Raw genomic sequence first — 26,347 nt, forward strand, 5'->3', positions numbered from 1 at the left:
TTGATAGAGGCAACAATGCCTGATGTCACAAAGCCTACACTACAGCCAGTTGAGTCTACTGATCATCTGTCAGTGATCGATCACCTCCTTCTGTACCGTGCTGCAAAATCGTTAATTCACGACGGAGTTTCAGCAGTAATCGAGTAAGCAGTTCGCGTTCTGCATTGTCGAGTACTGCCCAGCGTCGTGCCAGCGATTCATTGTGTGCCGCCTGTACCGTATTCAGGTGAGCGCGGCCCTGCGGCGTCAACATAATTCGTTGCACTCGCCGGTCACTCGGGTCGGCCACCCGCTCAACCAGGCCAAGGGCAGTGAGACGGTCAATCAGACGGGTCGTACTGCTCTTGTCAATCAACAGATGCTCGCTCAAATCCGATAGCCGCGCGCCATAGTGTTCGGCCAGCAGAAGCAGCGCCGCATACTGAGTCGGATTGAGCTGGAATTGGCGCAAGACACGACGATCGCCATCATCCAGCAAAACATAAACTTCCTGGATCATACGGTGCTGCCTGGTGCCAGATGGCGTCATAGGTTTGACGAGATTTTGTTGTCAAGAGAATAGTTGTAATAAGAATTATTGTGTATGGGATTATATCAGAAGGTATTGAAGCTTGTCAAGAGGGATGCTGCGCTGCTAAACGTAAGAACAATGTATAATACCGATAGTCTTCGGTGATAACGGTTTTTGATGCATCACTATGATAACTATCACCGTGCGCGATGTTGTGCGGCTGGCATTGCCGGAAGGTACGGCAGTGGTGGCCGGCGCTGCTGGATTAGGGCGTCAGGTCAGTTGGATTGCGACACTCCGGGCTACATTGCCAGCTTTCGCCGAGCTGCGCGGTGGTGAACTCGCCTTGCTATCGGTTGAAGCAGCGCGCGCGCTCGATTCTCGCCTGACCCTGGCCGTACTGGTGCGCCGTCTGGCGCAAGCGCCGGTGCCGATCGCCGGTGTTGCCGCTCTGGGTGATATTACGCCTGAAGATCAGCAGGCCGCAGAAGAGGCGCGCCTGCCGCTGTTGCGCTTGCCTGATGGGGCCGATCTGCGCGAGGTTGAACGCGAGATCACGCGCCTGATCACCGATTACGAAGCCCAGTTCGAACGGCGAGCTGCCCAACTCTACGATCTGCTTACCCAGTGTTCGCTTCAGGGTGGCGGGATTGGTGGCTTGCTTGACATTCTCTACGAACGTACCGGTCAGAGTGTTGCCTGCTACACTCCGAATGGCGTCATTCGCGCCCAGCGTGGTCGCGGTCAAGCGCGCCTGGCTTTGCAGGCGCTGCGTCCAACCAGTCGTGGTGAAACCAGCTTGCTCAATCAGCAGATTTGGGTCGAGCCGATCGGCAATACCAGCCTGCCGGCTGGCTATGTAGCGATTGCCGGCGCAACGCTCGATCCCTGGGATCGCACGGCGGTGCAGCGTGGTGCGCTGGCCCTGGCGCTCGAGCTGGCTAAAGAACAGGCGGTACAGGCAGCCGAGGAACGACTGCGCGGCGATTTTATTGCCAGCATTCTGGCCGGCCCGCCCGGCGATCTGTCCGCCGCGATTCAGCGTGGTCAGGAACTAGGGTATACGCTCAATCTACCGCATGCGGCCTTGCTGGTGCATATCGATGATGCCAGCGCAGCTATGTTGGGCCGGGCAGCCGCAAATGTGCAAAATGAATTGAAGCGGCTGAAGATCAATGCGCCGATTTCCCGGCGCGAGAGCAATGTGCTCTGTATGTTGCCGGCGCTCAATGTTGGCCGTCTGCGTGAGCTGGCTGAGCACTTGCGTGAAAGTCTGCTGGCCGATCATCCCGATGTCGTGATTGCCATTGGTACCCCGGCAACTCATCTCACTGAATGGCGGCGCACACTGGAAGAGGCTGAGCAGGCGCTTCATCTCGGTCGCCAGATTTTTGGGAATGATCGGGTGTTGGCGTTCAGTGATTTAGGCGTCTACCGATTACTCGTTCGGCTCCGTGAGACGCCTGAGTTATGGTCGTTTTACCGCGAGACCCTGGCCAGCCTCGCCGAATATGATAAACGTCAACACGCCGATCTGATCAAGACTCTGGAAGCCTATTTCAACCATCTGGGCAATCTGCGCGCAACCTCCGAGGCGCTCCATGTGCATCGCAATACGCTGCTTTACCGTCTGGAGCGGATTAAAGAGATTAGCGGCATGGATCTCGATAATGCCGAAGAGCATTTTGCGCTGTGGTTAGCAATTCGGATCCATCGCATTCTCTCGACGCTCGAAGAGGGATAAGTTTCCAATACCGCAACAGCCACGTATGAAACGCTGCGGGCAACGAACGCATACCGTTGTCGTGGTTGAAGTTTCTGTCGGGCGTAACCCGGCTTGTCCACTCATCTTCCCGGTCGATATTGCAACGACTTTACGGTTGGCGATCATTTCCCAGTATGACGACAATCTCAGTTTGCGCGCTAACGCCTGGCGGGTTACCGACAACCAGCTCAGCGCCGAGCAGTTGCGCAAGCCGGCGGGCCGTGAAGGGGGTGTCTCCCACCTGATAGACGATTGTGCGCGGATACTCACCCGGTGGCGCATCCGCCGGGGTAATCACCCTAAAGCCGGCAGTGGTCAGCTCATCACTGGTACGCCGGGCCAATCCAACGATGTCAGTGCCGTTGAGCACCTGCACTTGCGCCTGTTCACTCGCTTCTCCCGGCGGTGTCAACCAGCGGTTTACCAGTGCCGCTACGTCATCGGCGTTCCAGATCAGATTCGAACCGTTTTCCTGCACCCTCACGCTGCCCGGCTCGATTCGGTAGCGTCCCAGTAATGCCGGATCGAGATTGGCAGCCAGCCGTCCCATTGCCAGCAACGTGTCAAGGTTACTCAGCGGGAGCGTTGTCAGCACGGCTGGAGTTTCGCCGGGTGGGGCAACCGCATCGAGCATTCGCGGCAGCAACAACACCCGCTCAAGCCAGTTGCGCTGCCGGATCTCGTTCATAATGGCCTGTACTACCTGCTGTTGCCGTTCGGTGCGCCCAAAGTCGCTGTCAGCATGGCGAGTGCGCGCATAGATCAGGGCGCGTTCCCCATCCATGCGTTGCAGGCCCGGTTCAAATTCGACGCGCATGACGCCGTAGTCGGGAGTGGGGTATGCCTCATCGATAATTCGCCTTGGCACGTCGATGGTAATACCGCCGAGCGCATCGATCAGTGCGGCGAAACCGTCGAAATCAATTTGCACGACATAATCAACCCGCATACCGCGTCGTTCAAAATTGAGGAAGCGACCAACCGTATCAGCAGCGTAGGCCATCCCACCCTGCTCGGCGCTAATATCGGCGCCGTAGAGTTCATTCGCATGCAGGTAGCCGTAGGCGTAGGCAGCGTTGATCTTGCGCGGGCCGAGTTCGGGTATATCAACTTGCGTATCGCGGGGAATTGAGAGCAGGTTTGCCCACCCGCCCATGCCATCAATCCGCACCAGCATCAGCGTGTCGCTACGAACTCCTTCATCCGGTCGATCGCGTCGAATGTCAACGCCGACGATCAAAATGTTGGCTCCCAGCAGTGGCGAGCTGAATGTTGGGCCACGCGGATCGGCCACCACGATTCGTTGCGCAAGCTGGTGCAGATACCAGTAGCCGAATCCCAGGGTCAGGGCAGCCACAATCAGGATGCCCAGCAGCAGACGGCCAATTGGCCAGCGTGATCGCTTTGGTTGCGGGCTAGCAGCCAGACGACGCTGTGCCTCCGGTCGGCGCATCACCAGTGTTTTGCCGGTGTAGGGTGGTTGATTTGTTGGATGATTTGACATAAAAATAAAACTCGTCTGCACACCTTATTGGTTGGCGACACATCACGCGCTTTTCCCTGACAGTGCTGCGCTATTCGGGCTTGCGCAACGGCATCGGCGCGCCGAAATGTGCCGCTGTCGCCTTTAGACCGGAGTATAATGCGAATGCATGGATTGTCAATCGCCTTGCGATGAGCGAGATTAAGGAGCGCATCATGGAAGTTGGTCTGATCGGGCTTGGCCGGATGGGCGCCAATATGGCAATCAGGCTGCGTCGAGGTAGCCATCGGGTGATCGTGTATAACCGCACCGTTGCCAGGGCGCGTGAACTGGCCGCTGAGCACGATCTGATTGCCGCGGAGGAGTTGTCAGATCTGGTTGCAATGCTGACGCCGCCGCGGGTGGTCTGGTTGATGTTGCCGGCTGGCGCGGCTACCGACGAGCATCTGGCGGCGCTGACACCGTTGTTAGCGCCGGGTGATATTGTGATCGATGGCGCAAACAATAACTACAAGGCCAGTATCGCACACGCCGAGCAACTCAGTGCGAAAGGTCTGCGCTTTCTCGATATCGGCGTCAGTGGGGGCATCTGGGGCTTGCAAATCGGCTACTGTCTCATGGTTGGCGGCGACGAGGAGACGTTCCGCCATGTTGAGCCACTCTTGCAGACACTGGCGCCGCCAGATGGGTATCTGCTTTGTGGGCCGCATGGCGCCGGTCATTTCGTCAAGATGATCCACAACGGGATCGAATATGGGATGATGCAGGCTTATGCCGAAGGTTTTGAGATCCTGCGTCAGTCGCGCTACGATTTCGATCTGGCGAAGATCAGCCATCTCTGGAATCAGGGTAGTGTGGTGCGGTCGTGGCTGCTAGAGTTGGCCGAGCGCGCTTTTGAGTCTGATGCCGATCTGAGCAGCATCCGCGGCTATGTCGAAGATAGCGGCGAAGGACGCTGGACGGTGCAGGAGAGTATCGACCTCGATGTGCCTGCCCCGGTGATCACGCTCTCGTTGCAGATGCGTTTCCGATCACGTCAGGACGATAGCTTCAGCGCCAAAGTGTTGGCGGCTCTACGTCAGCAGTTCGGTGGCCATGCCGTTAAAAAAGCGGAATGAGCTGATTCTTCCGCCGCTCTCTGCAAGAGCGTGGCGTGATGCCGCGCTTCGCATACGCTGCGCTCTCGTGATCCAAAGGACGCAATAGTTGTGGCTACATCTGCCTTCAATAATCCGCTCCGCGCCGGCTTGCGTATTGGCCGCACTCCTGAACCATGCACGATGGTCATCTTCGGCTCAAGCGGTGATCTGACCAGTCGCAAGCTGGTGCCGGCGCTCTACAATCTGGCCCGTGAGCGTCGCCTGCCGGGCGGTTTTTCCGTCGTTGGCTTTGCCCGTCGCGACTGGACTGATGAGTATTTTCGCGATTTGTTGCGCGAAGCAGTGAATGTTAATTCGCGGTCGGGGCCGGTTGATCCCGAACTTTGGGCCAGTTTTGCCCACGGTATTCAATACCACCGTGGTAGCTTTGATGATGCCGAGGCTTATACCAGTCTGGCCGAACGGCTGGCAAAGATTGACACCGAGCGCGGCACCGGCGGCAATCGCGTCTTCTACCTGGCGACACCACCGGACGCTTACCCGACGATTGTGGCTCAGCTTGGAGCGCATGGTCTGGCGCATTCACGCGGCTGGACACGCATCATCATCGAGAAGCCGTTCGGCCACGATCTAGCCAGTGCCCAGGCACTCAATGCCGAAGTGTTGTCAGTCTTCGATGAAGATCAGGTCTTCCGCATCGATCACTACCTTGGCAAAGAGACGGTGCAGAATATCCTGATTTTTCGCTTCGCCAACGGTATTTTCGAGCCGATCTGGAATCGCAATCAGATCGATCATGTTCAGATTACGGTTGCCGAGACCATCGGAGTGGAAGATCGCGGCGGTTATTACGATTCCTCTGGCGCGTTGCGCGATATGATCCAGAACCACCTGATGCAGTTGTTGTGTCTGGTGGCAATGGAACCGCCATCAGTGTACGATGCCGATGCGGTGCGCGACGAAAAGGTCAAAGTCTTGCGCGCAATACGTCCCTTGTCGGTGAGCGACACAGTGCGCGGTCAGTATGGGCCGGGCAGCGCCAATGGGCTGCCAGTGCGCGGGTATCGCGAAGAGAAGGGGGTGTCACCGACATCGCAGACCGAAACCTATGTGGCGCTGAAGTTGTTCATCGACAACTGGCGCTGGGCGGGTGTGCCGTTTTATCTGCGCAGTGGGAAGCGTTTGCCGCGGCGCGTGAGCGAAATCGCCATTCAGTTTAAATCGGCGCCGACGATGATCTTCGCTGATACGCCGTTGAACGATCTCGATCCTAACGTCCTGGCGATCAAGATTCAGCCCGACGAGGGCATCTCGCTCAAATTTAGCTCAAAAACCCCCGGTCAGCCACAGATCCGCCCGGTCACGATGGATTTTCGCTACGGCGCATCGTTTGGTGTGACCTCACCCGAAGCCTACGAACGCTTGCTGCTCGATTGTATGCTCGGCGATGGCACGCTCTTTACCCGTCGCGATGAGGTGGAAGCCAGTTGGGCATTATTGACGCCCATCTTGCAGGCCTGGGCAGAAGGGCCGCCACAGCCATTTCCTAATTACGAAGCAGGCAGTTGGGGGCCGGCGGCAGCCGATGAATTTATTGCCCGTGATGGTCGCTACTGGCGGCGACTATAACGAGTGGAGCCAGTATGAGCGAGGCGGTAGCCGGGCTATCGAGCGTGGGTTACGCCAGATGTGGCAAGCAGGACTCGTGCCAGGGGAAATAAATGGCCGGCAACGCGCTGTAGCAAGTGGAGCGTGTATGAGCGAAGCGGCAATCGATATCAATGCCATCGAGCGTGAGTTGCGTCAGATGTGGCAAGAGCAGGAGAATCCGCCTGATGCTGGCGGGCAAGCGGTTATTCGGGCTTTGACCCTCAATCTGATCGCTCGCATGCCTGACGATCATTGGGCTGATCTGGCTATGACGGTGGCGCCAGCATTGACTGCACACCATCCGAATCGGACAGTGATTGTGATCGACCGACCCGGCCAGACGACCGAGTTACAGGCCAGTGTCCAGGCCCTCTGTACCCTAACCAGTGGTGGCCGCGCGCAGGTGTGCGGCGAGCAGGTGACAATCAGCGCCCGCGGCGCGTCTGCCGGCCAGTTGACCAGCCTGATCTTACCATTACTGGTGCCTGATCTGCCGGTTGTGTTGTGGGCGCCGGGTGCGCAACCTCTTGCGCAGCCGCTGGTGCAGCGACTCTATCGGCTGTGTGACCGACTTATCGTCGATTCGGCCACCTTCGCCGACCCGGTGCGCGAGTTGACCGAACTGGCTACCTTTGAGCAGGCAACAAATGGCGCGCCAGCGGTAAGCGATCTCGGCTGGACGCGCCTGACTCCATGGCGGGAACTGACTGCCCAGTTTTTCGATACGCGCCCGTTTTTGCCTCATCTGCACCGGATCGATGAGATTGTGATTGAATACGCTGCTGCTGACCGTCCCAATCCGGTAGCAGCACTGCTCTTTGCCGGTTGGCTGGCAAGTTGTCTCAAGTGGACTCCGCTGGAAGAGGCGGTTGGAATTGAGGGTGAGACGATCCAGCTATATCTGCGCCGGCCAGCGGTTGGCGTTGGGCCGGCGGCGATCCGACTGGTGAGCGTTGAAATCAGGCCCGTAGCTCATTCCGCTGGTGAGGGATTAGTGCGGTTGATCTTGCGCGCAGTTGATAATCAACGCGCTGAGTTTGTGGTTGAGTTAACCGGTGAAGCGGGCCATGCCTGCACGCGCGCCACGATTGCCGGCGCCGCTCCGATTGAGCGCACGGCAACGATTGAGCGCGCCACTCTGGCCGATCTGCTCAGCAGTGAGTTGCGCCTGCTCAGTCGCGACCGCACGTTTGCCGCCGCGTTGCATGTTGCTGCCGGACTGGCGCGGCGATTTCCGGTATAACGGACAACAGTACAGTGCGTTGTCAGCCGTGTGTAGTGTATAAGGATTGCATTGATGTTTCCATTTGTAGAACTCTTCACCAGCCCTCTTGGTGTTGGTATCCTGATCTTGATGCTGCTGATTGAGTGGCAATCCCTGGTGCAGATCAAGTGGCAACCGTTGTTTCGCTCCCTTGGCGATGCGGCAGCGGCCAGCGCTATTTCGTCGATAGTGATTGCCTTGTTGAGTCAACTGCTGTTAGGCCTGGAGAACCCGCTGTTCGTGATCGTGGCGGCATTTGCGGTGGCCGTGCTGGTTGAAGGATTCGTGTTCATGCTGATCCGCAAACGAAAGGCGGCAGCCAGCTATATGGCGGCCCTGGTCGCGAATGCAGTCTCGTTCATCTTTCTCTTGATCTTTTATCTGTCGTTTCTTGCCATGTAAACCACGTCTGGCGTTACAATTCCCAACAGGCAGCTCCCGGCGGTATATGAGCCGGCTGTGGTTGTAGCCCGCAGCGGGTGTACAACTGCTGCGCAGCCTCATGTTCGGCTGTGGGTGATTTTCAGACGGCAATGGTGAGGATATGGTGAATCAACGCCTGTAATGCCGTTGTCACGATCCACTGTCGCGGGGCCGCCGGGATCAGTAGAAGTTGATAGTTGCATGAAAGCAATGGCGGTGCCGAGGGGCATATAATTACTGAAACCGGTCGATCAAATCCATACTGCGCTGATGTATCCAGCGGACATCTGGTTCCGTCACCTGCCGGCACTCGCTATAATACAACTATCGATATCGATCTGGTCGCGAGAAATGGAACGCCAATGAGCGATCTCTTTCGTCAACAACCGCCACAGTTGGGGAACCAGTACACCGACGATCGAGTGCTGCGGTCGTTTCTTTGTCGAGTGCTGCCGCGCGATGCGCTGGCGCAGGCTGAGCCGGATCTGATCACGCTGGGTGAGCTGGCCGGCACAGAACTCTACCATCTTCAACTGGCCGATCGCCGTAACGAACCGGTGTTAACGCAATGGGATGCGTGGGGTGAGCGGATCGATCAGATCGAGCTTTCACCGTTGTGGCGTCGCGCCGCGCGGCTTGCTGCTCAATATGGTCTCGTTGCGCTTCCTTACGAACGTTCATACGGCGCACTATCGCGAATCGTGCAGTTTGCGCTCGTCTATCTCTTTCATCCATCAACTGATGTCTATACATGCCCGCTGGCGATGAGCGATGGCGCAGCGCGTACCCTGCTTCAGGCCGGTGATCAATTACTGATCGAACGCGCGCTGCCCCGTCTGATCAGCCGCGATCCTGATACGTGCTGGACAAGCGGGCAGTGGATGACGGAATTGCCCGGTGGTTCAGATGTCAGTCAGACTGAGACCATTGCGCGACCAGATGGCGATGGTGGCTGGCGATTGTTCGGACGCAAGTGGTTTACGTCGGCGACTACCGGGCAGATGGCGCTGGCGCTGGCCCGTCCTGAAGGCAATCCGTCGGGTAGTCGCGGACTGGCGCTGTTCTACGTCGAATTACGCGATGCCGCCGGTCGTTTGCAAGGTATTCGCGTTAACCGTCTGAAAGACAAACTCGGGACGCGCAAAGTGCCAACCGCCGAATTGAGCCTTGAAGGCGCACCAGCGCGTCTGGTGGGCGCTCCAAACGGTGGGGTGCGCGCCATTGTGCCGATGTTACAGGTGACCCGGATCTGGAACAGCATTTCGGCGGTCTCATTTATGCGGCGTGGCATTGCGCTGGCGCGCGATTATGCGCGGCGGCGAGTGGTCTTCGGCGCGCCGCTCAGTCGGCAACCACTTCACATCGAAACGCTGGCGACGTTGCAGGCTGAGTTTGAAGGCGCGTTCCATTTAAGTTTTTTAACGGCTCGTTTGTTGGGGGCTGAAGAGGCCGGGATTGCCGATGAACGCCAGCGGCAGTTGTTGCGTGTGCTTACTTCGATTGCCAAGCTCACCACTGCTCGTCAGGCCGTAGCCGTGATGAGTGAAGTTGTCGAGGCATTTGGTGGCGCCGGTTACATCGAAGATACCGGCTTGCCGGTACTACTGCGCGACGCGCAGGTCTTGCCGATCTGGGAGGGGACCACCAACGTGCTTGCGCTCGATACGATGCGCGCCCTCACGCAGGCCGGCGCGTGGGAAGCGCTAACTGGATTGGTCGCTGAATTGACGGCTGCGGCGACCAGTCCGCAGCTTGTGGCTGCCGGTGAGCGGGCGCGAAACGCGCTGGCGCATGCCCGGCACTGGTTTACCGCAGCCGATGGCCGTGACTACCTGGAGCGTGGCGCGCGTCGGTTGGCGCTGACGATTGGCCGCAGCCTCGAGCTGGCGTTACTCGTTGATCATGCTTCATGGTCGTTTGCCGCAGAACATGATGGCCGCGCGCAGGCTGCCGCGCTCCGATTTGCTCGCTCGCCAGTTGATCTGATCGATGAGTTTGATCATGATGACATGGCGCTGGCCGATGACACCCCCTTGCCGGTAGACGGTTAAAGGCGGCAGTGCGATACCGCTGACGCGCAGGAACAGAGCCTGCTGTGCATCTCGATGTCCCAAATCACCAAAAAACGGCGCGCCGGTTCTGGTAAGAACCAGCGCGCCATCATAGTTGGTAACTGCACTTACCGTTTTTTACCTCGCGGCACAGCCGGAGGCGCACTACGTCCCCGCGGAGTGGTCGGGCCATTAGACGGCAACGTACCACTATCCATCGCAGCCTTTATCTTTGCAGCCTCGTCGGCGATTGCCGGATTGGCAGGACGAACCGGTTTAGTCGGTGTTGTCGCTACCGCTGCCGGCGCGGTGTTCATTGCGCCAGTTAGCTCGTGTTCGCGGCCCAGGTGGCAATGCTTGAACTTCTTGCCACTGCCGCATGGGCAAGGATCGTTGCGTCCAATCTGCGGTTTTGTCCGGCGCTGTGGTTTGCGTGTCTGTTCGCCCTCGCTACTGCCACTGGCAGCCTGCGCCGTAGCCAGCCGGCGAGCCTGTTCTTCGGCAATCTGGCGCAGGTATGCTTCGTACTGAAACGATGCTGGAATGATATTGTAGACGATGTCGTGAGCGATATTGGCTTTCAACTCGTCGAACATGCGGAACGACTCGCGTTTGAACTCAACCAGCGGATCTTTTTGCGCATAAGCCTGCAAGAGAATATTCTGCCGCAGTTCATCCATTGCGGTCAGATAATCGACCCACTGGCGGTCAATCGCGCCCAACATCACTCGCCGCTCGACGGTGCGCATCACCTCTGGCGTGATGACTTTCTCTCGTTCAGCGTAAGTCGTTTCAAGATGATCGAGCAGGTACTGTTCAATCTCCTCTTTCGTCTTGCCCTTCAGTGTTTCGGCAGTGACAGTTGCCGGCAGCGTTGGATTGATCCGACGGTAGACGCGCAACACTTCAGTCAAGCCGAATTCATCAGGCTCATCGGCGAGATGCTCATCGATCTGGCGCTGAATCTCTTCCGCCATCAGATCAAGCACTCGCTCGCGCATATCGGCTTCATCGAGAATGGCCTTGCGGTCGGCATAGATGATCTGGCGCTGCTTGTTCATCACGTCGTCGAATTCGACGGTATGCTTGCGGGCGTCGAAATTGTAACCTTCAACCCGGGTTTGCGCACTCTCGATAGTGCGGTCAAGCAAACCGGCCTGCAACGGAACATCCGACTCGATGAACCGTTCCATCAAGCCTTTAATCCGATCCACCGGCCCAAACCGGCGCAGCAGTTCATCTTCGAGCGAGAGGAAGAAGCGGGAAGAACCGGGATCGCCCTGGCGACCGGCGCGACCGCGCAACTGATTATCGATGCGGCGCGCCTCGTGGCGCTCGGTGCCGATCACGTGCAGACCGCCGAGCTGACGAACCTCTTCGCCTTCGGCTTCGGTCAGGGCCTTGGCCTTTTCCCACGCCGCCCGCTTTTGTTCGGGAGTGGCCGTTTCGATGGTCAAGCCCTCTTTCCGGAGAAATTCTTCCACCAGACCATCAGGATTACCGCCAAGCAGGATGTCTGTGCCGCGACCGGCCATGTTGGTGGCAACGGTCACTGCGCCTTTGCGACCGGCTTGAGCCACAATCGCCGCTTCGCGCTCGTGGTGTTTGGCATTGAGGACATTATGAGGAATGCCGGCCTGTTTCAGCATGGCGCTGATCCGTTCCGAGGTCTCGACCGAGGTTGTGCCGATCAACACCGGGCGTCCGATGGCGTGCATCTCCTCGACTTCGCGCAGTACGGCTTTGAACTTTGCCTCTTCGGTGGCGTAAATCTGGTCGGGTAGATCCTCGCGGATCATCGGCTTATGGGTCGGAATGACTACCACTTCGAGATTGTAAATCTTGGCAAATTCTTCGCGTTCAGTGTAAGCAGTACCGGTCATGCCGGCCAGCTTCTTGTACATGCGGAAGTAGTTTTGGAAGGTAATTGTAGCCAGGGTGACATTTTCATTCTTGATGGCTACCCCTTCCTTCGCCTCAACCGCCTGGTGAAGTCCGTCGCTCCAGCGCCGCCCCGGCATAGCCCGTCCGGTGAATTCGTCGATAATCACTACCTCACCATTGGGGGTTACCATATAATCGCGATCGCGCTGGTAAATGAACTGCGCCTTCAGCGCATTTTCGACGTAGTGCGTCTTCTCGTAATGTTCGGGATCGAACAGGCTCTCACCAGGAGGGATGTTGAGCAGGCGTTCAAGCTTCTCAATCCCTTTTTCGCTCAGGTAGATACTCTTAGTGCGTTCATCGACAAAGAAATCACCATCTGGCTCCAGCCCTTCCTCTTTTACCTGCTTGGCCGTCACCGATGATCGCCGTAACTGTCGCACCAGTTTCGCCATCTGGCGATAAAGATCGGACGATTTCTGCGCCGGGCCAGAGATGATCAACGGCGTGCGCGCTTCGTCGATCAAAATATTGTCCACCTCATCGACAATCGCGTAATGCAGCTCGCGTTGCACAATCTGCGACTTTTCGTAGGCCATGTTGTCGCGCAGATAGTCGAAGCCGAACTCGTTATTGGTGCCGTAAGTAATATCGGCCAGGTAGGCTTCGCGGCGCGTGCAAGGGCGCCAGTGAACGAGGCGCTGGTCTTCGGGATTGGCATTTGGGTCGATGTAATCGGGATCGTACAGCGCGCTCTGTTCGTGCGCAATGAAACCAACCGAAAGACCGAGGAAATGGTAGATCGGCCCCATCCAGCCGGCGCCAACTTTGGCCAGATAGTCGTTGACCGTCACCAGGTGCGCGCCCTTTCCTTCGAGCGCGTTGAGGTACAGCGGCAGGGTTGCCACCAGAGTCTTACCTTCGCCGGTCTTCATTTCGGCGATTTTGCCCTGATGGAGCACGATCCCGCCGATCAATTGCACGTCGTAATGACGCAGGCCAATGGTACGCGCAGCAGCTTCGCGCACGGTAGCAAAGGCTTCGGGCAAAATGTCATCGAGCGTTTCGCCATCGGCAAGACGCTGGCGGAACTCGTCAGTTTTAGCGCGCAGTTCAGCGTCACTCAATTGAGCAAATTCCGGGCCGAGCCGGTTGATCTCGTCCACAATCGGCTGGAGCCGGCGCAGCTCTTTCTCGTTGCTGTCGCCGAGCAAACGCCGAAGAAAGTTCAACATATCAACTCCTTATGCCCTGCCGGAAAAGGAATATTGTTGCCCTGGCAGGCGCAATGATTGCGGGTAAGGTGTGAGGCGTCATCCTTAATGTAATCAGACGACGCGATGCTATCGCTACTTCATTATATCATTGCTGTCCGCTTCGGCGATGACCTGCTCAAAGACGGCAACCACCTGTGGATCGAAATGGCGTCCGGCCTGTTCACGGATGTAGGCGAGCGCCCGTTCGCGCGACCATGCCGCCCGGTAGGGTCGATCGCTGGTAAGCGCATCGTAGACATCAACGACGGCGAAGATGCGAGCAGCCAGCGGGATCTCTTCACCGCGCAGGCCGCGTGGATAGCCCGTTCCGTCCCATTTTTCGTGATGACACCAGGGAATATCGAGCGCGGGGGCCAGAAATTCGATTGGCTGCAAGAGTTCGACGGCCAGCGTGGGATGCATACGCATGATCGCCCACTCGTGTTCGTCAAGTGGCCCCGGCTTGAGCAAGATGGCGTCGGGAATACCCATCTTGCCAATATCGTGTAACAACGCGCCGCGTCGCACGTGTACCAGCTCTTCGTCGCTAAAGCCCATGCGAGCCGCGATCCGCGCGGTCAGTTCGGTGACGCGGCGTGAATGGCCTTCGGTTTCGCGATCACGCAGATCGAGCGCGCGCGACCAGCCTTCAATCGTTGCATCGTAAGCAGCGCGCAGCTCGGCGTTCGCCGCCCGCAATTGCTCAAAAAGTTCGGTGCGATGCAACGCATTGGCCGACAGATCGGCCAGATCGGCCAGCAGGTCTCGTTCAGCCGGGCTAAGCGGTGTTTCACGTTTGAGCAACAGTGCGCCGACCTGGCGGTTGGCAGCGTTGAGTGGAACACCGACAAAGGTCTCCCGGCGCTGCTTTAACACATCTCCCACCTCAATCGGCCCGTTAGCCTGTGCCAGGGAAACGGCGAGGTTCGCGCAGAAAGCTGGATGCGAGACGAGATTGGCCAAACATCCTATCGCCCGATCAACCTGCAAGGTTGCTCCAATCGGGCGCAAGAGGGCAATACTTTCGGCCTGCATCACTTCCATCATCTGTTTGAGCAGGATTGGAGTCAATTCTTCCCACAACTGCGCCGGACGCAATGCCGCGCCGAATGCGACGAGTGTTGCCCGGCGTTGCTCGCGGGCCACCTGCTCGGAAACGTCTTGCTTAATTGCGATAAAGCGCCGGATTGTGCCATCCTCATCGGTCACCGGCGTAATCGTCATCTCTTCGTGGTAGAGGCTACCGTCTTTCCGCCGGTTGATCAAACGGCCATGCCAGGGTTGGCCTGCCAGGATCTGTGACCAGAGCGCGGCGTAAAACGCGCGATCGTGCTTGCCGGAACGCAGCAGGCGGGTTGACTGACCAATCGCTTCCGTTGCGCTATAACCGGTCAGAGTGGTAAACGCCGGATTAACCCATTCAATGATGCCGTCATGGTCAGTAATCACAATCGCGTTGGCGGCGTCGTTGAGGGCCTGGGCCTGTAAACGGAGGCGATCGTGTTGTTGATTGAACTGGACGCGATAGTAAGCATTTTCAATCGCTATCGGCAGTTGGGCCAGAAAGCCTTCGCGCTTGATAATGTAATCGACAACGCCGATCCGCAACGCTTGCAAGGGAAATTCTTCATTGCCGGGCCTGGCCAGAACGATCAGCGGTTGCGTCAGTTGCCGAAACTGGAGCAATTCTTTCACCAGATCGAGCATTGCCAGCCTTGGTTGGTCACAGTCGATCACAATCACCTCGCCGGCCTGTTCACTCCGGTCAATCGCCCGCACGAAGGCGGATCCACCTTTGAACAATCGACAGTGAATGTGCGGCGCAGCGCGTTGCAGATAGTGGATGGTTGTTTCACTGTCAGCAGTAAATGCGATCAGGCTAACCTCAATCGGACGAGCGCGGCGCGCCCGTTGGGAATGAAAGCGCTCACAGGCCTGTTCGATCAGAGGGCCGATCCGGTCAAGATAGTTGTCACGCTTGATGACATAATCATCGGCGCCGGCTTTCAGCGCGCTAATCACCATATGGTCGCCACCGCCGCCGGTCAGGATGACGACAGCCAGTGGGAGATTGCGCGCCCGAATCATAGATAGAAGATCGAGACCGTCGCCGTCGCGCAGATGCAAGTCGAGAATAACGCCATCGCAGGGCGGCTCTGTTGCCGACATCTGGTTCAGGTATATACTGGCCGACTGGTAAGAATCGATATGAGTGATGGTAATCGATTGATCGTAGGCCAGCATTGCGCGCCGGAAGAGATCAGCATCGAACGGGTTGTCCTCAATCAACAGCAGGCGAAGTGGATGCGCTGGCATTCGGGAACTCCAGATAAAAGGTTGTGCCGATTCCGGGGCTGCTCTCGGCCCAAACCCGGCCTCCCATCCGCTCAATTGCTTTCCGGACAATAGCAAGCCCCATCCCCGAGCCGGGATATGTTTCTTGCGAATGCAGGCGTTGGAAAACACCAAAGATGCGGTCGTGCTGACGCATATCAAATCCAATTCCGTTATCTTTGACCCATAGTCGCGTGTTATTCCCCTCTATGTCAGCGCCAATCGCTAACCGGGGTTGCGGCACATGGGCGCTAAATTTCAGCGCATTGTCGATCAGGTTGCGCAGCGCAACAGTGACGCTGATTTCATCGCCGTAAATTGTTGTACAGCGTAGATCGCGCTCAATAACGACTCCGTGCCTCTGAATCTGATCAGCATAAACGATCAAAATCTGTTCAATTACATCTTCCAGATGAATTTCTGTCTGCGTGAGCGGTTTACGTTCGATGCGGGTGTATTCCAGCAAGCCGTCGATGAGCTTGTTCATCTGGCTGATGGCAGCGCGAATACTGTGCAGGCATTGTTGGCCATCATCGTCGAGGCGTTGGACATAAAAGCGCAACAGTAACTGGCTGTATCCCTCAATCGCTCGCAGCGGCGCTTTGAGATCGTGAGAGACGGTAGCGATAAATGCCTCTAGCTCCTCGTTAAGCTGGCTGAGCGCAACATTCGCCGCTTGCAGTGGCGCTGTGCGTTCGTTGATGCGCTGCTCGAGCGTTGCGTTGAGTTCTTGCAGCGCAGTATTTGCCGCGCGCAACTCGTCGTTAATACGGGCCTGTTCACTGATGGCGCGCCAGCGTTCAACTCCTAGCCAGGCTGCCATGATGAGCACAAATATCCATCCTTTGATCGTTTGCCAACCGGTGAGCTGTTCAGCATTGGTGGTGAGAAGGACGAGCAGGCGATCCGAGAAGAGAACCCATGCGCCGGCAATGACGATATACCAGCAGGAGAGTCGGATCGCGCTAGAAACCGGGTCAGTACTGCGCCAGAGATAGTGAAGATGAGCGAGTGACATAACCTCATCCTGCAGTTATTGGCAGTCGTGGCACAATATTGGCTGGAGACATCAAGCGGGGATGTACTCTTGCAAGATACTTTTTCATCATATCACACTGCGCTGAGCGATGCTATGCTACAATCGCACTGTTCGGGCTGGCATAACGCGCCGGTGTGACGGCAAGTCATGAGGAGGCCGCATGGCAAAAGCGGGAGTGCTATACGTTGGAACTGACAATGGGTTGTATACGTTCAGCGATCCGGGTGGTCTCGGGCGCTGGCGACTGTTGCCCGATACGGCGCTGTCCGGCGAGCAGGTGTTTGGGTTGGTTGCCGCCGACTCACAGAGTCTGGTGGTTGCAACGAAGCAAGCATTTTTGCGTAGCGATGATGGTGGCCGTCAATGGCGTGAAGCCGATGCCGAAGATCGGGCATTGTTTAATTTTCTGGCCGGTGATCGGTTGCCGGTGGCCACTGCGCAGGGCATGGGTGTCTGGCGCAACGTCGAACCGGCGCTGGCCGGAATCGAGTTGCTGGCCGTGCTTTCGGGTAAACAAGAGGTCTTGCTGGCGTCAGTTGCTCAGGGACGGCGCCTGATGCGCAGCGATGATGGCGGAAAGCAGTGGCAAGAGGTGCCGGTGTCCTGGCAGGGAGCGATCAGCGCCTTTGCGCCCAGTAGTTATCATATCGATGTGGTGTGGGTCGGCACTGATGCCGGTCAAATCTGGCGCAGTGATGATCGCGGGCGAACGTGGCAGCAAGTGGGAAGTGTTCCTGCTGCCGTTCGTTGTCTGGCTGCGGTGCGGGTGGCCTGAGCGAGGCGCCGCAGTGTTGAGCGTTCAATAGCCGTAAAAATCGGTATACCCCTCACGGTCGAGCCGGGTGATCATCTGTTCCAGCCGGGCAGCGCTGCGCGGTAATCGACCACTACACATGGTGTGCAAGCCGCGCAGTGCCTGCCGGAACCGTGGCGTATCATCGCCGCGCAGTCGTGGCAAGAGACGTTGCATCATTTGCCAGTCGAGCGCCTCAAGCGCGCTCATTGCGTGCGCCTGCTCAATAAAGCGCAACGTTTCACCCAAGGCGCGATACCCCGCCGGTCGTCCGGCAGCAGTCAAATGGGCCTGGATGTCTGCCAGTATCTGCCAGACCTGTTCATCGATGACGCCTGAGTAGGCAGCGCGAAGGGCAGCAAGATCGACTGCTCCTAGCTCGATGAGATTCGCTCGATCTAACACCTTATCGCTCAGCGCGAAAGTGCTTTCGTCAACGTTGACAGTGCCGATCAGGCGCACATTGATCGGCAAGCGCAACGGATTGCGCACTACGCCGCCGCCAGCCATGGGTGTTTCGACCAGCGGCGTGCCCAGGTCGATCAATCCCTCTGCCGTCTCCATCGCCGACAAGATCGGCGCCAGATAGTATTCCGGTCGGGCCAGATTCATTTCGTCGAGACAGACGATATAGGTTTGGTCAGGATTGGCGGCTGCGTCAAGCAGGTGGCGCAGGAATGGGGTCGGCTGGTACAGCCCAGTCAGCGTATTGTAGTAGCCGAGCAGATCGCGGGCGCTGTGCCAGTCGGGTTGCACTGCCACCAACAGGTAGATAGGGTTGGACTGCCCTTCTGCTACCCCGCTGATCGCGTCAGCGTAAAGGCGGGTCAACCACGTCTTGCCGCTCCCGCTTGGGCCAGCCAGAATGACCAGTGGCCGAGCCTGCACAGCAAGATGAAAGACTTGCAGAACTCGTTCATCGATCACCATCCCGCGGCGCCGAATGGTAGCCACAATCTGCTCAAGTGGTGGCGTGCCTGTCAGGTAGCGCGCAGGCAGTTCGCGCACAGCGCGGGTCGTGGTGAGATCAAACTCAGCCTGCTCCATGATAGCTTCATTGAATGGCAGCAAGGCGCACAGATCGTCAATGAGCTGTTCATCTGCCGGTAACGCATCCCACGAATAAACAAAACCGGCCCACAAATAGTTTGCCTGCCGCTGAGCCAGGTAGTGATCGATCCAGCGCATACCAGGTTCAGGCGGACGGCGACTGGTAAACCGTGCCTGCCCCTCCGAGCCGAGCCGGTCGATAAGCGCAGTCCACAAAGGACGGGCGTCACTCCAGAGTTGGGCCAGTTGTGGTCGTCGCGCGCCCCACAATTGCAACCCTACCATGACGGCGCGTTCGCTGCCGCTCACGATGAGCATCACGCCAGCGCCGCGAGGGGGACGGTCAAAGGCGAACCAGTAATCCTCGATCGGATCGCGCCGCCCCTTCCCGCGGTCGATGGCGCGTCGCGTCTTGAAACTCAGCTCATAGAGAGGCCATTGCTGCGGCAAGATCGTCGCTGCTTGCCTGGCAGCGCGCTCGGCTAACGCCAGCATTTCCGGATGCAACCAGCGTTGCACCGCTTGCCAGCGCTCGCTGACGCCGGGTTCAAGCAGAGCATGCAGGGCAGTTGGTGAAAATGGCATCAGGCAGTCGGTGGTCGCAGGTAAAACTGTGGATCCAGCGTCGATTCCGTCTCATTCCTGGCCGGCTGAAACGTCTTTGCCAGCCGCGGCAACACTACATTCAATTCGTAACCAAGCGCGTTGATCGCATCTTCAACCTGCTCAGCATGCCAGCCAAAGACTGGGAAGAGGCGGGTAACAGTGAGTTGGGCCAGCACTGGCGGTTGCGCGATGCGTCGGCGCATGATGAAGTTGATCTCAAGATTCTCGTCAATATTGGGTTGATCGGCGAAGATGTTGAGAACCTTTTCCGTCAGATGATCAAAATCCGCTGTCTGTTGTTCTTCGTCACGCAATGGTAGAAAGTATGTCACCTCAAAAACCATCGGATTGGCGTGCCGCAATTCGTGTAATTGCTCGGCGACAATCTGGTTAAGCGCGTCGATGATCGGTTGGCCATGAATGGATGCAACGGTAAATTCCGCCGGCCAGTGCATGCTGATCACTGCTCGCGATGGCGGTTGTGACCATACACCGGTATCAATCTGCTGTGGCAGACAGATCACTTGCAGGCTACGCCCCAGGTTGTGCAGGTTGAGCTGTTCTTGCGTGTGCGCAATGGTGATTTGTTGGCGCTCAAGATGTTCAATCAGATAGGAAATCAATTGCTCGTAAGTGAGCATAGCCTGTCCTCTGGCGCAGTCGGCGATTACCGGTATCTCGATTATACCACTGCTGGCAACGAATCGTTCACGATCTTCGCGCGGATATGCGGGCCGCATCCGGCGCGTTGCAGACCCGCGAACGCAGATGAGCGATGTCCTCTGGTATAATACTATTTGCTGTGTAACTGACACCGGGAAGCGTAATGGCAGTTCAGTCACTCTACCGTAAATGGCGTTCCCAGACCTTTGCCGAGCTGGTTGGGCAAGAGCATGTCGTGCAGACGCTGCGCAATGCGATTGCCGAAGATCGGGTCGGTCATGCCTATCTCTTTACCGGCCCCCGCGGCGTTGGTAAAACTACCATGGCCAGGTTACTGGCCAAAGCGGTGAACTGCCTCCACCCAGATCCGGCGGCGCGTCCGTGCGGTGATTGCGAGATGTGTGTCGCAATAGCCGAAGGACGAGCGGTTGATGTGATCGAGATGGATGCCGCTTCCCACACCAGTGTCGAAGACGCGCGCGAAATTATCGAGCGGGTGCAATTTCGCCCCAGCGTGGCCCGGGTGAAGGTCTACATTATCGATGAGACACACATGCTCTCGACAGCGGCCTTTAATGCGCTGCTCAAAACCCTGGAAGAGCCACCCGATCACGCCCTCTTCATTCTTGCCACGACCGAAGTGCACAAGGTGCCGGCAACCATTTTGTCGCGTTGCCAGCGCTTTACCTTCGTTCGCCACAGCGTGACCTCAATGGCTGCTCACCTGCGCCGGATCGCCGCCGCCGAAGGCATTGCTCTCGCTGAAGGCGCGCCTGAAGCGATTGCGCGCGCCGCGACCGGCAGTTTGCGCGATGCGCTCGGTATTTTGGAACAACTGGCTTCATTCGTCGAGGGGCCGATCACGCTGCACCATGTGCAAAGCCTGCTGGGTATGACCGCTGCCGCTGAGGTTGATGCGTTAATCGCCGCGCTCCTCAATGCCGATCTTACCGCCGCGCTCCGCGCCGTGAATGCAGTGTCGAATCAAGGGGCCGATCTACGCCAGTTTACCCGCGATCTGGTTGAACGGTTGCGCGCTGTGATGCTGCTGAAAGCAACCGATGATCGCGCGCTGCTCGATCTTGGCGATGATGAGGTGACGCAATTGACCCAATGGGCGCAGCAGGCTGAGATGGCCACGCTGGTACAATGGGTGAAATTGTTCAGTAATCTGGATTATCAATTGCGCATCACTCCCTACGGCCAGCTCCCGCTGGAAGTGGCGGTGGTCGAGGCGTTACTCGCTCCGCCCCCCACGACGCAACCCGCTGCCCCCCGGCCATCGGTAGCGCGCTCGCCGACCCATGCGCCGGTAACTGCGCCGCTACCGCAGCCGGCTGCTCCGGCTGAACCAACACTTCCGCTGGCACCTGAGCCGTCTGTGCGTTTTGCGCAATCCGCTTCACCTGCGCCATCTTCGGCTGCGCCGCTGCCGCCAGATGCGCCAATCGCGCCGCCAGCAGAGTCGCGACCAACAGCCGATCCTCCCCCACCGCCGCCGGCTGTGTGGGCTGCAACTCAGCAAATCCGCCCTCCTGCTGACCCGGCAGCCGCGCGCGCTGCTGCTGCCGATCTCTCGTTGCTCGAGCAGATCGAGGCGATCTGGGAAGATTTTAAGCGTGATGTTCGTCCGCGCAGTCCGACCGTTCAGGCATTGCTCAACAGCGCGCGTCCTTACGATGTCGAGGGAAACACGATCGTTTTACTCGTCACTTCATCGTTTCACAAAGAGCGTCTGGAAGAGCCAAAAAATCGGGCCATCATCGAAGAGGTGCTCCGTCGCCGTCTCGGTCAGGTCGTGGCGGTGCGCTGCACAATTGAGGAAAAATCGGTTGAACCAACCGATCTGCGCGGGAAGATTCGGGAAGCGCGCAAAGATGAGCTGGTTCGCGCTGCGCTCAATATTTTCGATGCGCATATCATCGATATCCAGCCGCTTGAGCCGGAATAATCGCTGCTGTACAAGCGAGCCGCAGTATGGTACCCTAACAGCAGAGTATCGGAATGGTAAATACTGCATAAGATGCGCGCGAGGGTAAGGTAACAAGCCGTTATCGTGGCCTATTCGTGAAGGAGTAAAGCTCATGAATCAGCGTCAACTGATGCAGATGGCGCAGCAGATGCAACGCCAGATGCAAAAGGTTCAGGAAGAACTGGCTGCTACCATCGTCGAAGGTACCGCTGGCGGCGGTATGATTACAGTAAAGATGAATGGTCATCGTGAAGTTCAGTCGATCACCATTTCACCCGATGTCGTTGACCCCAACGATGTCGAAATGTTGCAAGATCTATTGCTGGTGGCAATTAACGACGCTTCGCGCAAGGCGCAACAACTGGCCGAAGAGCGCATGCAGCCGCTGACCGGCGGGCTGAAGGGTCTTTTCTAAGCTAAATGGGGAAGGTATGACCGTTCGCCCCGAACAACATCTGATCGCTGCGCCGGTTGCCCGGTTGATCGAGGAATTTGCGAAGTTGCCGGGGATTGGGCCAAAAACCGCAGCTCGCCTCACCTTCTTTCTCCTGCGTGCCGAGCCAAAACAGGCTCAGGCGCTGGCCCAGGCTATTCTCGACATCAAAGAGCAGGTGGGATATTGCCGCCGTTGCTTTAATATCACGGTTGGTGAGTTGTGTTCAATTTGCCGAGATCCGGCGCGCGATCAGACCAAAATCTGTGTAGTGGAAGAGCCGCTCGATGTGCTGGCAATCGAGCGCACCGGTGCCTACCGTGGTTTGTACCACGTCTTGCACGGTCATATCGCTCCGCTTGAAGGTATCTATCGCGAGGATCTCAAAATTGATGAGTTGCTGGCCCGCGTGCGCAGTGAGCCGGTCAACGAGGTGATCCTCGCTACTAACCCGAATACCGAAGGCGAGGCAACGGCCTTTCTTCTCCTGCGCGATCTGGCTCCGCTGGGTGTGCGGGTGACACGGCCAGCCCGTGGCCTGCCCACCGGTGGCGATCTGGAATGGGCCGATCCCGAAACACTCGGCTCGGCATTGGAAGGCCGACGGGAGTTGTGACTGCAAAGATGCTCCGTCTGTGGCGATACAAATCTGCGTTATGAACGTTAACACTATTCTCAGTGAAACAATTGCCAGCGTCAAAGGGGCACAGTTTGCCGGTATCGTCGGTACCGACGGCCTGAGTGTGGCGATGGTCTTCCATCCCGCCGCTACTGAGTTTGATCTCGACATCGAACTGGCCGAGCTAGAGCTGGCCGAACTGACATCGCGCGCTGCCGCCGCTGCTGATCGGATTGGTGCCGGCTATGTTCGCGATCTGGTGATCGAAACTGATGCGCTGTTGATGTTAGCCAGCCAGATTTTGCCCGGCTACTATGGCGTGCTTGGTGTGCTGAGCGAGATGGCCAATCTCGGCAAAGCGCGCTTCGCCCTGCAAGCTATGATCGAGCGCGCGCGGGCCGAATTGTAATTCAGGCTAACGGCGCAGCTTTGACACGGCATTGCCAATGGCCAGTCTGCGTTGCCGCGCCGCTACCCGCTGCCCCCCACTTCTGTGGCGACCCTGCCCGGCGCCAGTACCATTTGCTGGAAGATGTGTTCGAGCATTACCTGCGCATGATCACACAGGCCGCAATGCACTGCTGAGGGCTGAATGATCGTGCTGCGGGTCGCCGTCAGCCAGCGAAACCGCTCATAGATGGGCAGTTCTCCGATTGGTCCGGCGGTAGCGCTGCCGGCGCAGACCAGCTCAAAGGCGATGAGTTGCTCGCGCACCGGCTCTAGATCAAGATCGGGCCAGAGCGCGGCGATGCGTCCTTCATCGAGGTATGCCCGCATACCGAGGAATCGTTGTTGCCGGCAGAGCAGTACGACGCCGATGTTAATCTGTTCGCCACGCTCAACGCGCGGCACCAGCCGTAACAGGGCATACTCAAAGGCGCTCGCGGGCATTGATAGCCTCCTGTACGAATGCGCGCGGCGCTGTTAGCCGCAACGTGAAATACTCGATATACGCTGCCCGATGCGCTTCGACCGATGGAAAGCGCGGGTCTTCTAACCACTCGCCGGGTACCTGGGCAATAATCTCGCCGAGTAGCTCTGGAGTGATCTGGCGAGCCAGCGCCTCATCAACCGCCGCAAGATGGGTTGCTGCCGGCAACAGCACGTGATCGCGAATCTGCGTGAATGGCGCTCTGGCCCGGTTTTGGTAATCGTGCCATGTGAAATGCATATATAATGCCGCGCCATGGTCAATCAGAAAAAGGCGCCGATGCCACCAGAGGAGATTGGTGTTGCGTGGTGTCCGATCAACATTGGTAATGAAGGCGTCAAACCAGACGATCAACGAAGCCAGTTCGCTGTTCAGCGAGCGCACTGAGGTGGGATCAAATGCCAGCGCGCCGGGCAAAAAGTCAACCGCCAGATTCAAACCGGCGCTGGCCGTCACCAGATCCTGTATCTCGCCATCAGGTTCGTTCCTGCCCAACGCCGGATCAACCTCGATCAAGACCAGTTCCGGCGCCGGCAATCCCAACGCGCGTGCCAGTTCGCCACAGATCAATTCGGCGACTAAGACCTTTGGCCCCTGGCCAGCGCCGCGAAATTTGACCACGTACAGACCGTCGTCGTCAGCTTCAACGATGGCTGGCAGCGATCCGCCTTCACGCAGTGGCGCTACATAGCGAGTTGCGGTCACTTTCCGTAACATTAGCGCTCCAGTTTCAAGATATACCCTGTCTGCGCCGGGATCTCGGTGAATGGCCGGTAATCGGTGAATGCGCCGTTGCTAATCGTCAGCGGCGCCGCCGGCGCTGGTGGTGTGCCATAGATTGATACGAGCTGGTACGTGCCTGCCGGTAGATCGCTCGCGCTCAGTGAGAGTGTAAACGGTTCGGTCGGCACTGCATCGAAATTGATAATCACCAGCGCGATGTCATCACCACTGCGGCGAATGTATGCAGCAATGTCATCACCATTGGCCTGGAGCGGAATGAAGTCGCCGATGGCGAGCGCTGGCGTGTTGATATGCAGGTGTATCAATTGTCGATACGCATTCAACAGCGAGTCGGGATCTTCATCTTGCAGCATCACATTCTTGGTCGGGTAATCAAGCTGTGGAAGCTGCCACGGATAACCGGCAGTGAATCCTCCCATCTCCTCTTTTGTCCACTGCATCGGTGTGCGGATCCGCTCGTCGGGTTTGACTCCCATCATACCGATCTCTTCACCGTAATAAATAAAGGGGAGACCAGGTATAGTCAACAGGGCCAACGCCGCAAGTTTGGCTTTGCCAAAATCATTGCCGAGCGTTGACATCACCCGGTTCTGGTCGTGATTGGTAAGAAATGGCGCCCAGCGCTGGTAAGGCAGTTTGGTATAGGCATCTTGCACGGCTTGCATAAACAGTCTGGCCAGACCGGTATTTGCCGCGCCGACGATTTGTTTGGCAACCTCGAATTCAAAGTAGTAATCGAGCTGATCAGGGTAATATGGCGCCAGGGTGCGAGGGTTGCCGTTAAAGACCTCGCCGACGGTAAATGTGCCCGGAAGTTCGCGCGCCAGAAATCGGCGAAAATCGCGCAGCCATTCAAACGTCTCGACAGTATCTTCTTGCAGCGTATAGTACTCAATTAAATGTTTGATCGCATCGAGCCGAAATCCGGCTACCCCCATCTCTTCAACCCAGAAGCGCGCAATGTTGCGCGCTTCTGCGGTCACAGCCGGATTGCGAAAGTTGAGGTCAGGCATGCCACCCCAGAAGACACCGTAGTAGTATTCGTCGCGGATCGGTGATTTGTGCCAGACAACGTTGTTGCCAAACGGGCCGCGATAACCCGGGTCGATAGCCGACCAGAGATACCAGTCCCGATAGGGTGAAGCCGGATCCCGCAAAGCTTCCTGGAACCAGGGGTGTTGGGTACTGGTATGGTTGAGCACCAGATCAATGATGATCTTGATTCCCCGTTGCTCTGCGGCTGCTACCAGTCGCTTAAAGTCATCGTTGGTGCCGTAATCCTTCTCGACCGTGTAGTAGTCGATAGTGTCATACCCATGATAACTGGCGGCTTCGGCAACCGGCATGAGCCAGATACAGTTGACCCCCAGATCGCGGGTAGTGGTCGGGTCACCATCGTTGAGATAGTCCAGTTTCTCGATAATACCATTAATGTCACCATTCCCATCACCATCGCTGTCATAGAACGAACGCACAAAGATCTCGTAGCAGACAGCGCCATCCCACCAGCCGGCCTCGATCGGAAAGGGAGTCGCAGTCGGGCCGGGAGTAATCCGGGGTGGGAGGGTGGGCAGACGTGGATCGCGCGTCGGTGTTGGCGGACGCGAACTGGTAGGGCTTGCTTCGGTTGTCGGCGTCGTTGCCGGTGTTGTTGACGTTGCTGATGGCAAACCGCATGCTGCCAGCAAGATGGTTATCAGCAAGCAGAGTGATATTCGATGCATACGAAACCGTTTCATTGGTAATTAGTTGCGCTTACCCGCATTATAACAAATC

21 protein-coding genes are annotated in these 26,347 nt (G+C 57.5%); 11 read left to right on the forward strand and 10 right to left on the reverse strand.

The window, feature by feature from the left end:
- Positions 1-55: 55 nt before the first annotated feature.
- Positions 56-499: a MarR family winged helix-turn-helix transcriptional regulator gene (locus tag Q0650_RS05690; protein WP_298816792.1), complete on the reverse strand. Its 444-nt coding sequence runs from the start codon at positions 497-499 to the stop codon at positions 56-58.
- 199 nt (positions 500-698) lie between these two features.
- Between Q0650_RS05690 and Q0650_RS05695 the strand changes: the two genes are divergently transcribed.
- A complete protein-coding gene (locus Q0650_RS05695) occupies positions 699-2,255 on the forward strand; it encodes a PucR family transcriptional regulator (RefSeq protein ID WP_298816794.1) in 1,557 nt (518 codons plus the stop codon).
- Between the two features lie 130 nt (positions 2,256-2,385).
- Here the strand turns inward: Q0650_RS05695 and Q0650_RS05700 are convergent, their stop codons facing one another.
- Positions 2,386-3,780 (reverse strand): LCP family protein, encoded by a 1,395-nt coding sequence (locus tag Q0650_RS05700; RefSeq protein ID WP_298816796.1) that lies wholly within the window; start codon positions 3,778-3,780, stop codon positions 2,386-2,388.
- A 62-nt stretch (positions 3,781-3,842) separates the two neighbouring features.
- Between Q0650_RS05700 and gnd the strand changes: the two genes are divergently transcribed.
- The 5 genes from gnd (at position 3,843) to Q0650_RS05725 (ending at position 10,247) form a co-directional block, all read left to right on the forward strand.
- Positions 3,843-4,877, forward strand: a complete 1,035-nt coding sequence (gnd, locus tag Q0650_RS05705; RefSeq protein WP_333691680.1) for a phosphogluconate dehydrogenase (NAD(+)-dependent, decarboxylating) — start codon at positions 3,843-3,845, stop codon at positions 4,875-4,877.
- Between the two features lie 90 nt (positions 4,878-4,967).
- Positions 4,968-6,488: a glucose-6-phosphate dehydrogenase gene (zwf, locus tag Q0650_RS05710; protein ID WP_298816800.1), complete on the forward strand. Its 1,521-nt coding sequence runs from the start codon at positions 4,968-4,970 to the stop codon at positions 6,486-6,488.
- Positions 6,445-7,752, forward strand: coding sequence for a glucose-6-phosphate dehydrogenase assembly protein OpcA (locus Q0650_RS05715; RefSeq protein WP_298816803.1), 1,308 nt, complete (start codon positions 6,445-6,447; stop codon positions 7,750-7,752). The genes zwf and Q0650_RS05715 overlap by 44 nt, the downstream gene beginning before the upstream one ends.
- Before the next feature lie 54 nt (positions 7,753-7,806).
- Positions 7,807-8,175, forward strand: coding sequence for a hypothetical protein (locus Q0650_RS05720; protein WP_298816805.1), 369 nt, complete (start codon positions 7,807-7,809; stop codon positions 8,173-8,175).
- 383 nt (positions 8,176-8,558) lie between these two features.
- On the forward strand, positions 8,559-10,247 hold the full coding sequence (locus Q0650_RS05725; RefSeq protein WP_298816812.1) for an acyl-CoA dehydrogenase family protein: 1,689 nt from the start codon (positions 8,559-8,561) through the stop codon (positions 10,245-10,247).
- A 128-nt stretch (positions 10,248-10,375) separates the two neighbouring features.
- On the opposite strand, the gene secA is transcribed toward Q0650_RS05725, so the two are convergent.
- The 3 genes from secA to Q0650_RS05740 all read right to left on the reverse strand — a co-directional run bounded on the left by secA (position 10,376) and on the right by Q0650_RS05740 (position 16,739).
- Complete coding sequence (secA, locus tag Q0650_RS05730; RefSeq protein WP_298816814.1) at positions 10,376-13,366, reverse strand: preprotein translocase subunit SecA; 2,991 nt, start codon at positions 13,364-13,366, stop codon at positions 10,376-10,378.
- Between the two features lie 114 nt (positions 13,367-13,480).
- A complete protein-coding gene (locus Q0650_RS05735) occupies positions 13,481-15,703 on the reverse strand; it encodes an HD domain-containing phosphohydrolase (RefSeq protein WP_298816816.1) in 2,223 nt (740 codons plus the stop codon).
- Positions 15,669-16,739, reverse strand: coding sequence for an ATP-binding protein (locus tag Q0650_RS05740; RefSeq protein WP_298816819.1), 1,071 nt, complete (start codon positions 16,737-16,739; stop codon positions 15,669-15,671). Before Q0650_RS05740 ends, Q0650_RS05735 begins: the two co-directional genes overlap by 35 nt.
- 181 nt (positions 16,740-16,920) lie before the next feature.
- Here Q0650_RS05740 and Q0650_RS05745 point away from each other — a divergent pair, with 181 nt between their 5' ends.
- A complete protein-coding gene (locus Q0650_RS05745; RefSeq protein WP_298816820.1) occupies positions 16,921-17,535 on the forward strand; it encodes a hypothetical protein in 615 nt (204 codons plus the stop codon).
- Between the two features lie 24 nt (positions 17,536-17,559).
- On the opposite strand, the gene Q0650_RS05750 is transcribed toward Q0650_RS05745, so the two are convergent.
- Positions 17,560-19,188 (reverse strand): McrB family protein, encoded by a 1,629-nt coding sequence (locus Q0650_RS05750; protein ID WP_298816822.1) that lies wholly within the window; start codon positions 19,186-19,188, stop codon positions 17,560-17,562.
- A complete protein-coding gene (locus Q0650_RS05755; protein ID WP_298816824.1) occupies positions 19,188-19,949 on the reverse strand; it encodes a hypothetical protein in 762 nt (253 codons plus the stop codon). The genes Q0650_RS05750 and Q0650_RS05755 overlap by 1 nt, the downstream gene beginning before the upstream one ends.
- Before the next feature lie 86 nt (positions 19,950-20,035).
- Here Q0650_RS05755 and dnaX point away from each other — a divergent pair, with 86 nt between their 5' ends.
- The 4 genes from dnaX to Q0650_RS05775 all read left to right on the forward strand — a co-directional run bounded on the left by dnaX (position 20,036) and on the right by Q0650_RS05775 (position 23,305).
- Positions 20,036-21,823: a DNA polymerase III subunit gamma/tau gene (gene dnaX, locus Q0650_RS05760; protein WP_298816827.1), complete on the forward strand. Its 1,788-nt coding sequence runs from the start codon at positions 20,036-20,038 to the stop codon at positions 21,821-21,823.
- Between the two features lie 133 nt (positions 21,824-21,956).
- Positions 21,957-22,259, forward strand: a complete 303-nt coding sequence (locus tag Q0650_RS05765; protein ID WP_298816828.1) for a YbaB/EbfC family nucleoid-associated protein — start codon at positions 21,957-21,959, stop codon at positions 22,257-22,259.
- 16 nt (positions 22,260-22,275) lie between these two features.
- Entirely contained in the window at positions 22,276-22,893 is a 618-nt protein-coding gene (recR, locus tag Q0650_RS05770) for a recombination mediator RecR (protein WP_298816830.1), read from the forward strand.
- 40 nt (positions 22,894-22,933) lie between these two features.
- On the forward strand, positions 22,934-23,305 hold the full coding sequence (locus Q0650_RS05775) for a hypothetical protein (RefSeq protein ID WP_298816832.1): 372 nt from the start codon (positions 22,934-22,936) through the stop codon (positions 23,303-23,305).
- 62 nt (positions 23,306-23,367) lie between these two features.
- On the opposite strand, the gene Q0650_RS05780 is transcribed toward Q0650_RS05775, so the two are convergent.
- The 3 genes from Q0650_RS05780 to Q0650_RS05790 are packed head-to-tail and all read right to left on the reverse strand — an operon-like array spanning position 23,368 to position 26,295.
- Positions 23,368-23,787 (reverse strand): DUF3037 domain-containing protein, encoded by a 420-nt coding sequence (locus tag Q0650_RS05780; RefSeq protein ID WP_298816835.1) that lies wholly within the window; start codon positions 23,785-23,787, stop codon positions 23,368-23,370.
- Complete coding sequence (locus tag Q0650_RS05785) at positions 23,768-24,544, reverse strand: HipA family kinase (protein ID WP_298816837.1); 777 nt, start codon at positions 24,542-24,544, stop codon at positions 23,768-23,770. The genes Q0650_RS05780 and Q0650_RS05785 overlap by 20 nt, the downstream gene beginning before the upstream one ends.
- A complete protein-coding gene (locus Q0650_RS05790) occupies positions 24,544-26,295 on the reverse strand; it encodes an alpha-amylase family glycosyl hydrolase (RefSeq protein WP_298816839.1) in 1,752 nt (583 codons plus the stop codon). Before Q0650_RS05790 ends, Q0650_RS05785 begins: the two co-directional genes overlap by 1 nt.
- Between the last annotated feature and the right edge of the window lie 52 nt (positions 26,296-26,347).

It is taken from the genome of uncultured Chloroflexus sp. (assembly GCF_937129525.1).
Classification (GTDB): domain Bacteria; phylum Chloroflexota; class Chloroflexia; order Chloroflexales; family Chloroflexaceae; genus Chloroflexus.

Bases quoted from the DNA above. Each gene is read 5' to 3' on its own strand.
- recR (WP_298816830.1), top strand. From the start codon at position 22,276: ATGACCGTTCGCCCCGAACAACATCTGATCGCTGCGCCGGTTGCCCGG.
- Q0650_RS05750 (WP_298816822.1), bottom strand. From the start codon at position 19,188: ATGCCATTTTCACCAACTGCCCTGCATGCTCTGCTTGAACCCGGCGTC.
- Q0650_RS05740 (WP_298816819.1), bottom strand. From the start codon at position 16,739: ATGTCACTCGCTCATCTTCACTATCTCTGGCGCAGTACTGACCCGGTT.
- Q0650_RS05735 (WP_298816816.1), bottom strand. From the start codon at position 15,703: ATGCCAGCGCATCCACTTCGCCTGCTGTTGATTGAGGACAACCCGTTC.
- Q0650_RS05715 (WP_298816803.1), top strand. From the start codon at position 6,445: ATGAATTTATTGCCCGTGATGGTCGCTACTGGCGGCGACTATAACGAG.
- Q0650_RS05790 (WP_298816839.1), bottom strand. From the start codon at position 26,295: ATGCATCGAATATCACTCTGCTTGCTGATAACCATCTTGCTGGCAGCA.
- Q0650_RS05700 (WP_298816796.1), bottom strand. From the start codon at position 3,780: ATGTCAAATCATCCAACAAATCAACCACCCTACACCGGCAAAACACTG.
- Q0650_RS05725 (WP_298816812.1), top strand. From the start codon at position 8,559: ATGAGCGATCTCTTTCGTCAACAACCGCCACAGTTGGGGAACCAGTAC.
- secA (WP_298816814.1), bottom strand. From the start codon at position 13,366: ATGTTGAACTTTCTTCGGCGTTTGCTCGGCGACAGCAACGAGAAAGAG.
- Q0650_RS05765 (WP_298816828.1), top strand. From the start codon at position 21,957: ATGAATCAGCGTCAACTGATGCAGATGGCGCAGCAGATGCAACGCCAG.
- Q0650_RS05690 (WP_298816792.1), bottom strand. From the start codon at position 499: ATGATCCAGGAAGTTTATGTTTTGCTGGATGATGGCGATCGTCGTGTC.
- Q0650_RS05745 (WP_298816820.1), top strand. From the start codon at position 16,921: ATGGCAAAAGCGGGAGTGCTATACGTTGGAACTGACAATGGGTTGTAT.
- Q0650_RS05785 (WP_298816837.1), bottom strand. From the start codon at position 24,544: ATGTTACGGAAAGTGACCGCAACTCGCTATGTAGCGCCACTGCGTGAA.
- Q0650_RS05780 (WP_298816835.1), bottom strand. From the start codon at position 23,787: ATGCCCGCGAGCGCCTTTGAGTATGCCCTGTTACGGCTGGTGCCGCGC.
- Q0650_RS05695 (WP_298816794.1), top strand. From the start codon at position 699: ATGATAACTATCACCGTGCGCGATGTTGTGCGGCTGGCATTGCCGGAA.
- Q0650_RS05775 (WP_298816832.1), top strand. From the start codon at position 22,934: ATGAACGTTAACACTATTCTCAGTGAAACAATTGCCAGCGTCAAAGGG.
- Q0650_RS05755 (WP_298816824.1), bottom strand. From the start codon at position 19,949: ATGCGGCCCGCATATCCGCGCGAAGATCGTGAACGATTCGTTGCCAGC.
- Q0650_RS05720 (WP_298816805.1), top strand. From the start codon at position 7,807: ATGTTTCCATTTGTAGAACTCTTCACCAGCCCTCTTGGTGTTGGTATC.
- dnaX (WP_298816827.1), top strand. From the start codon at position 20,036: ATGGCAGTTCAGTCACTCTACCGTAAATGGCGTTCCCAGACCTTTGCC.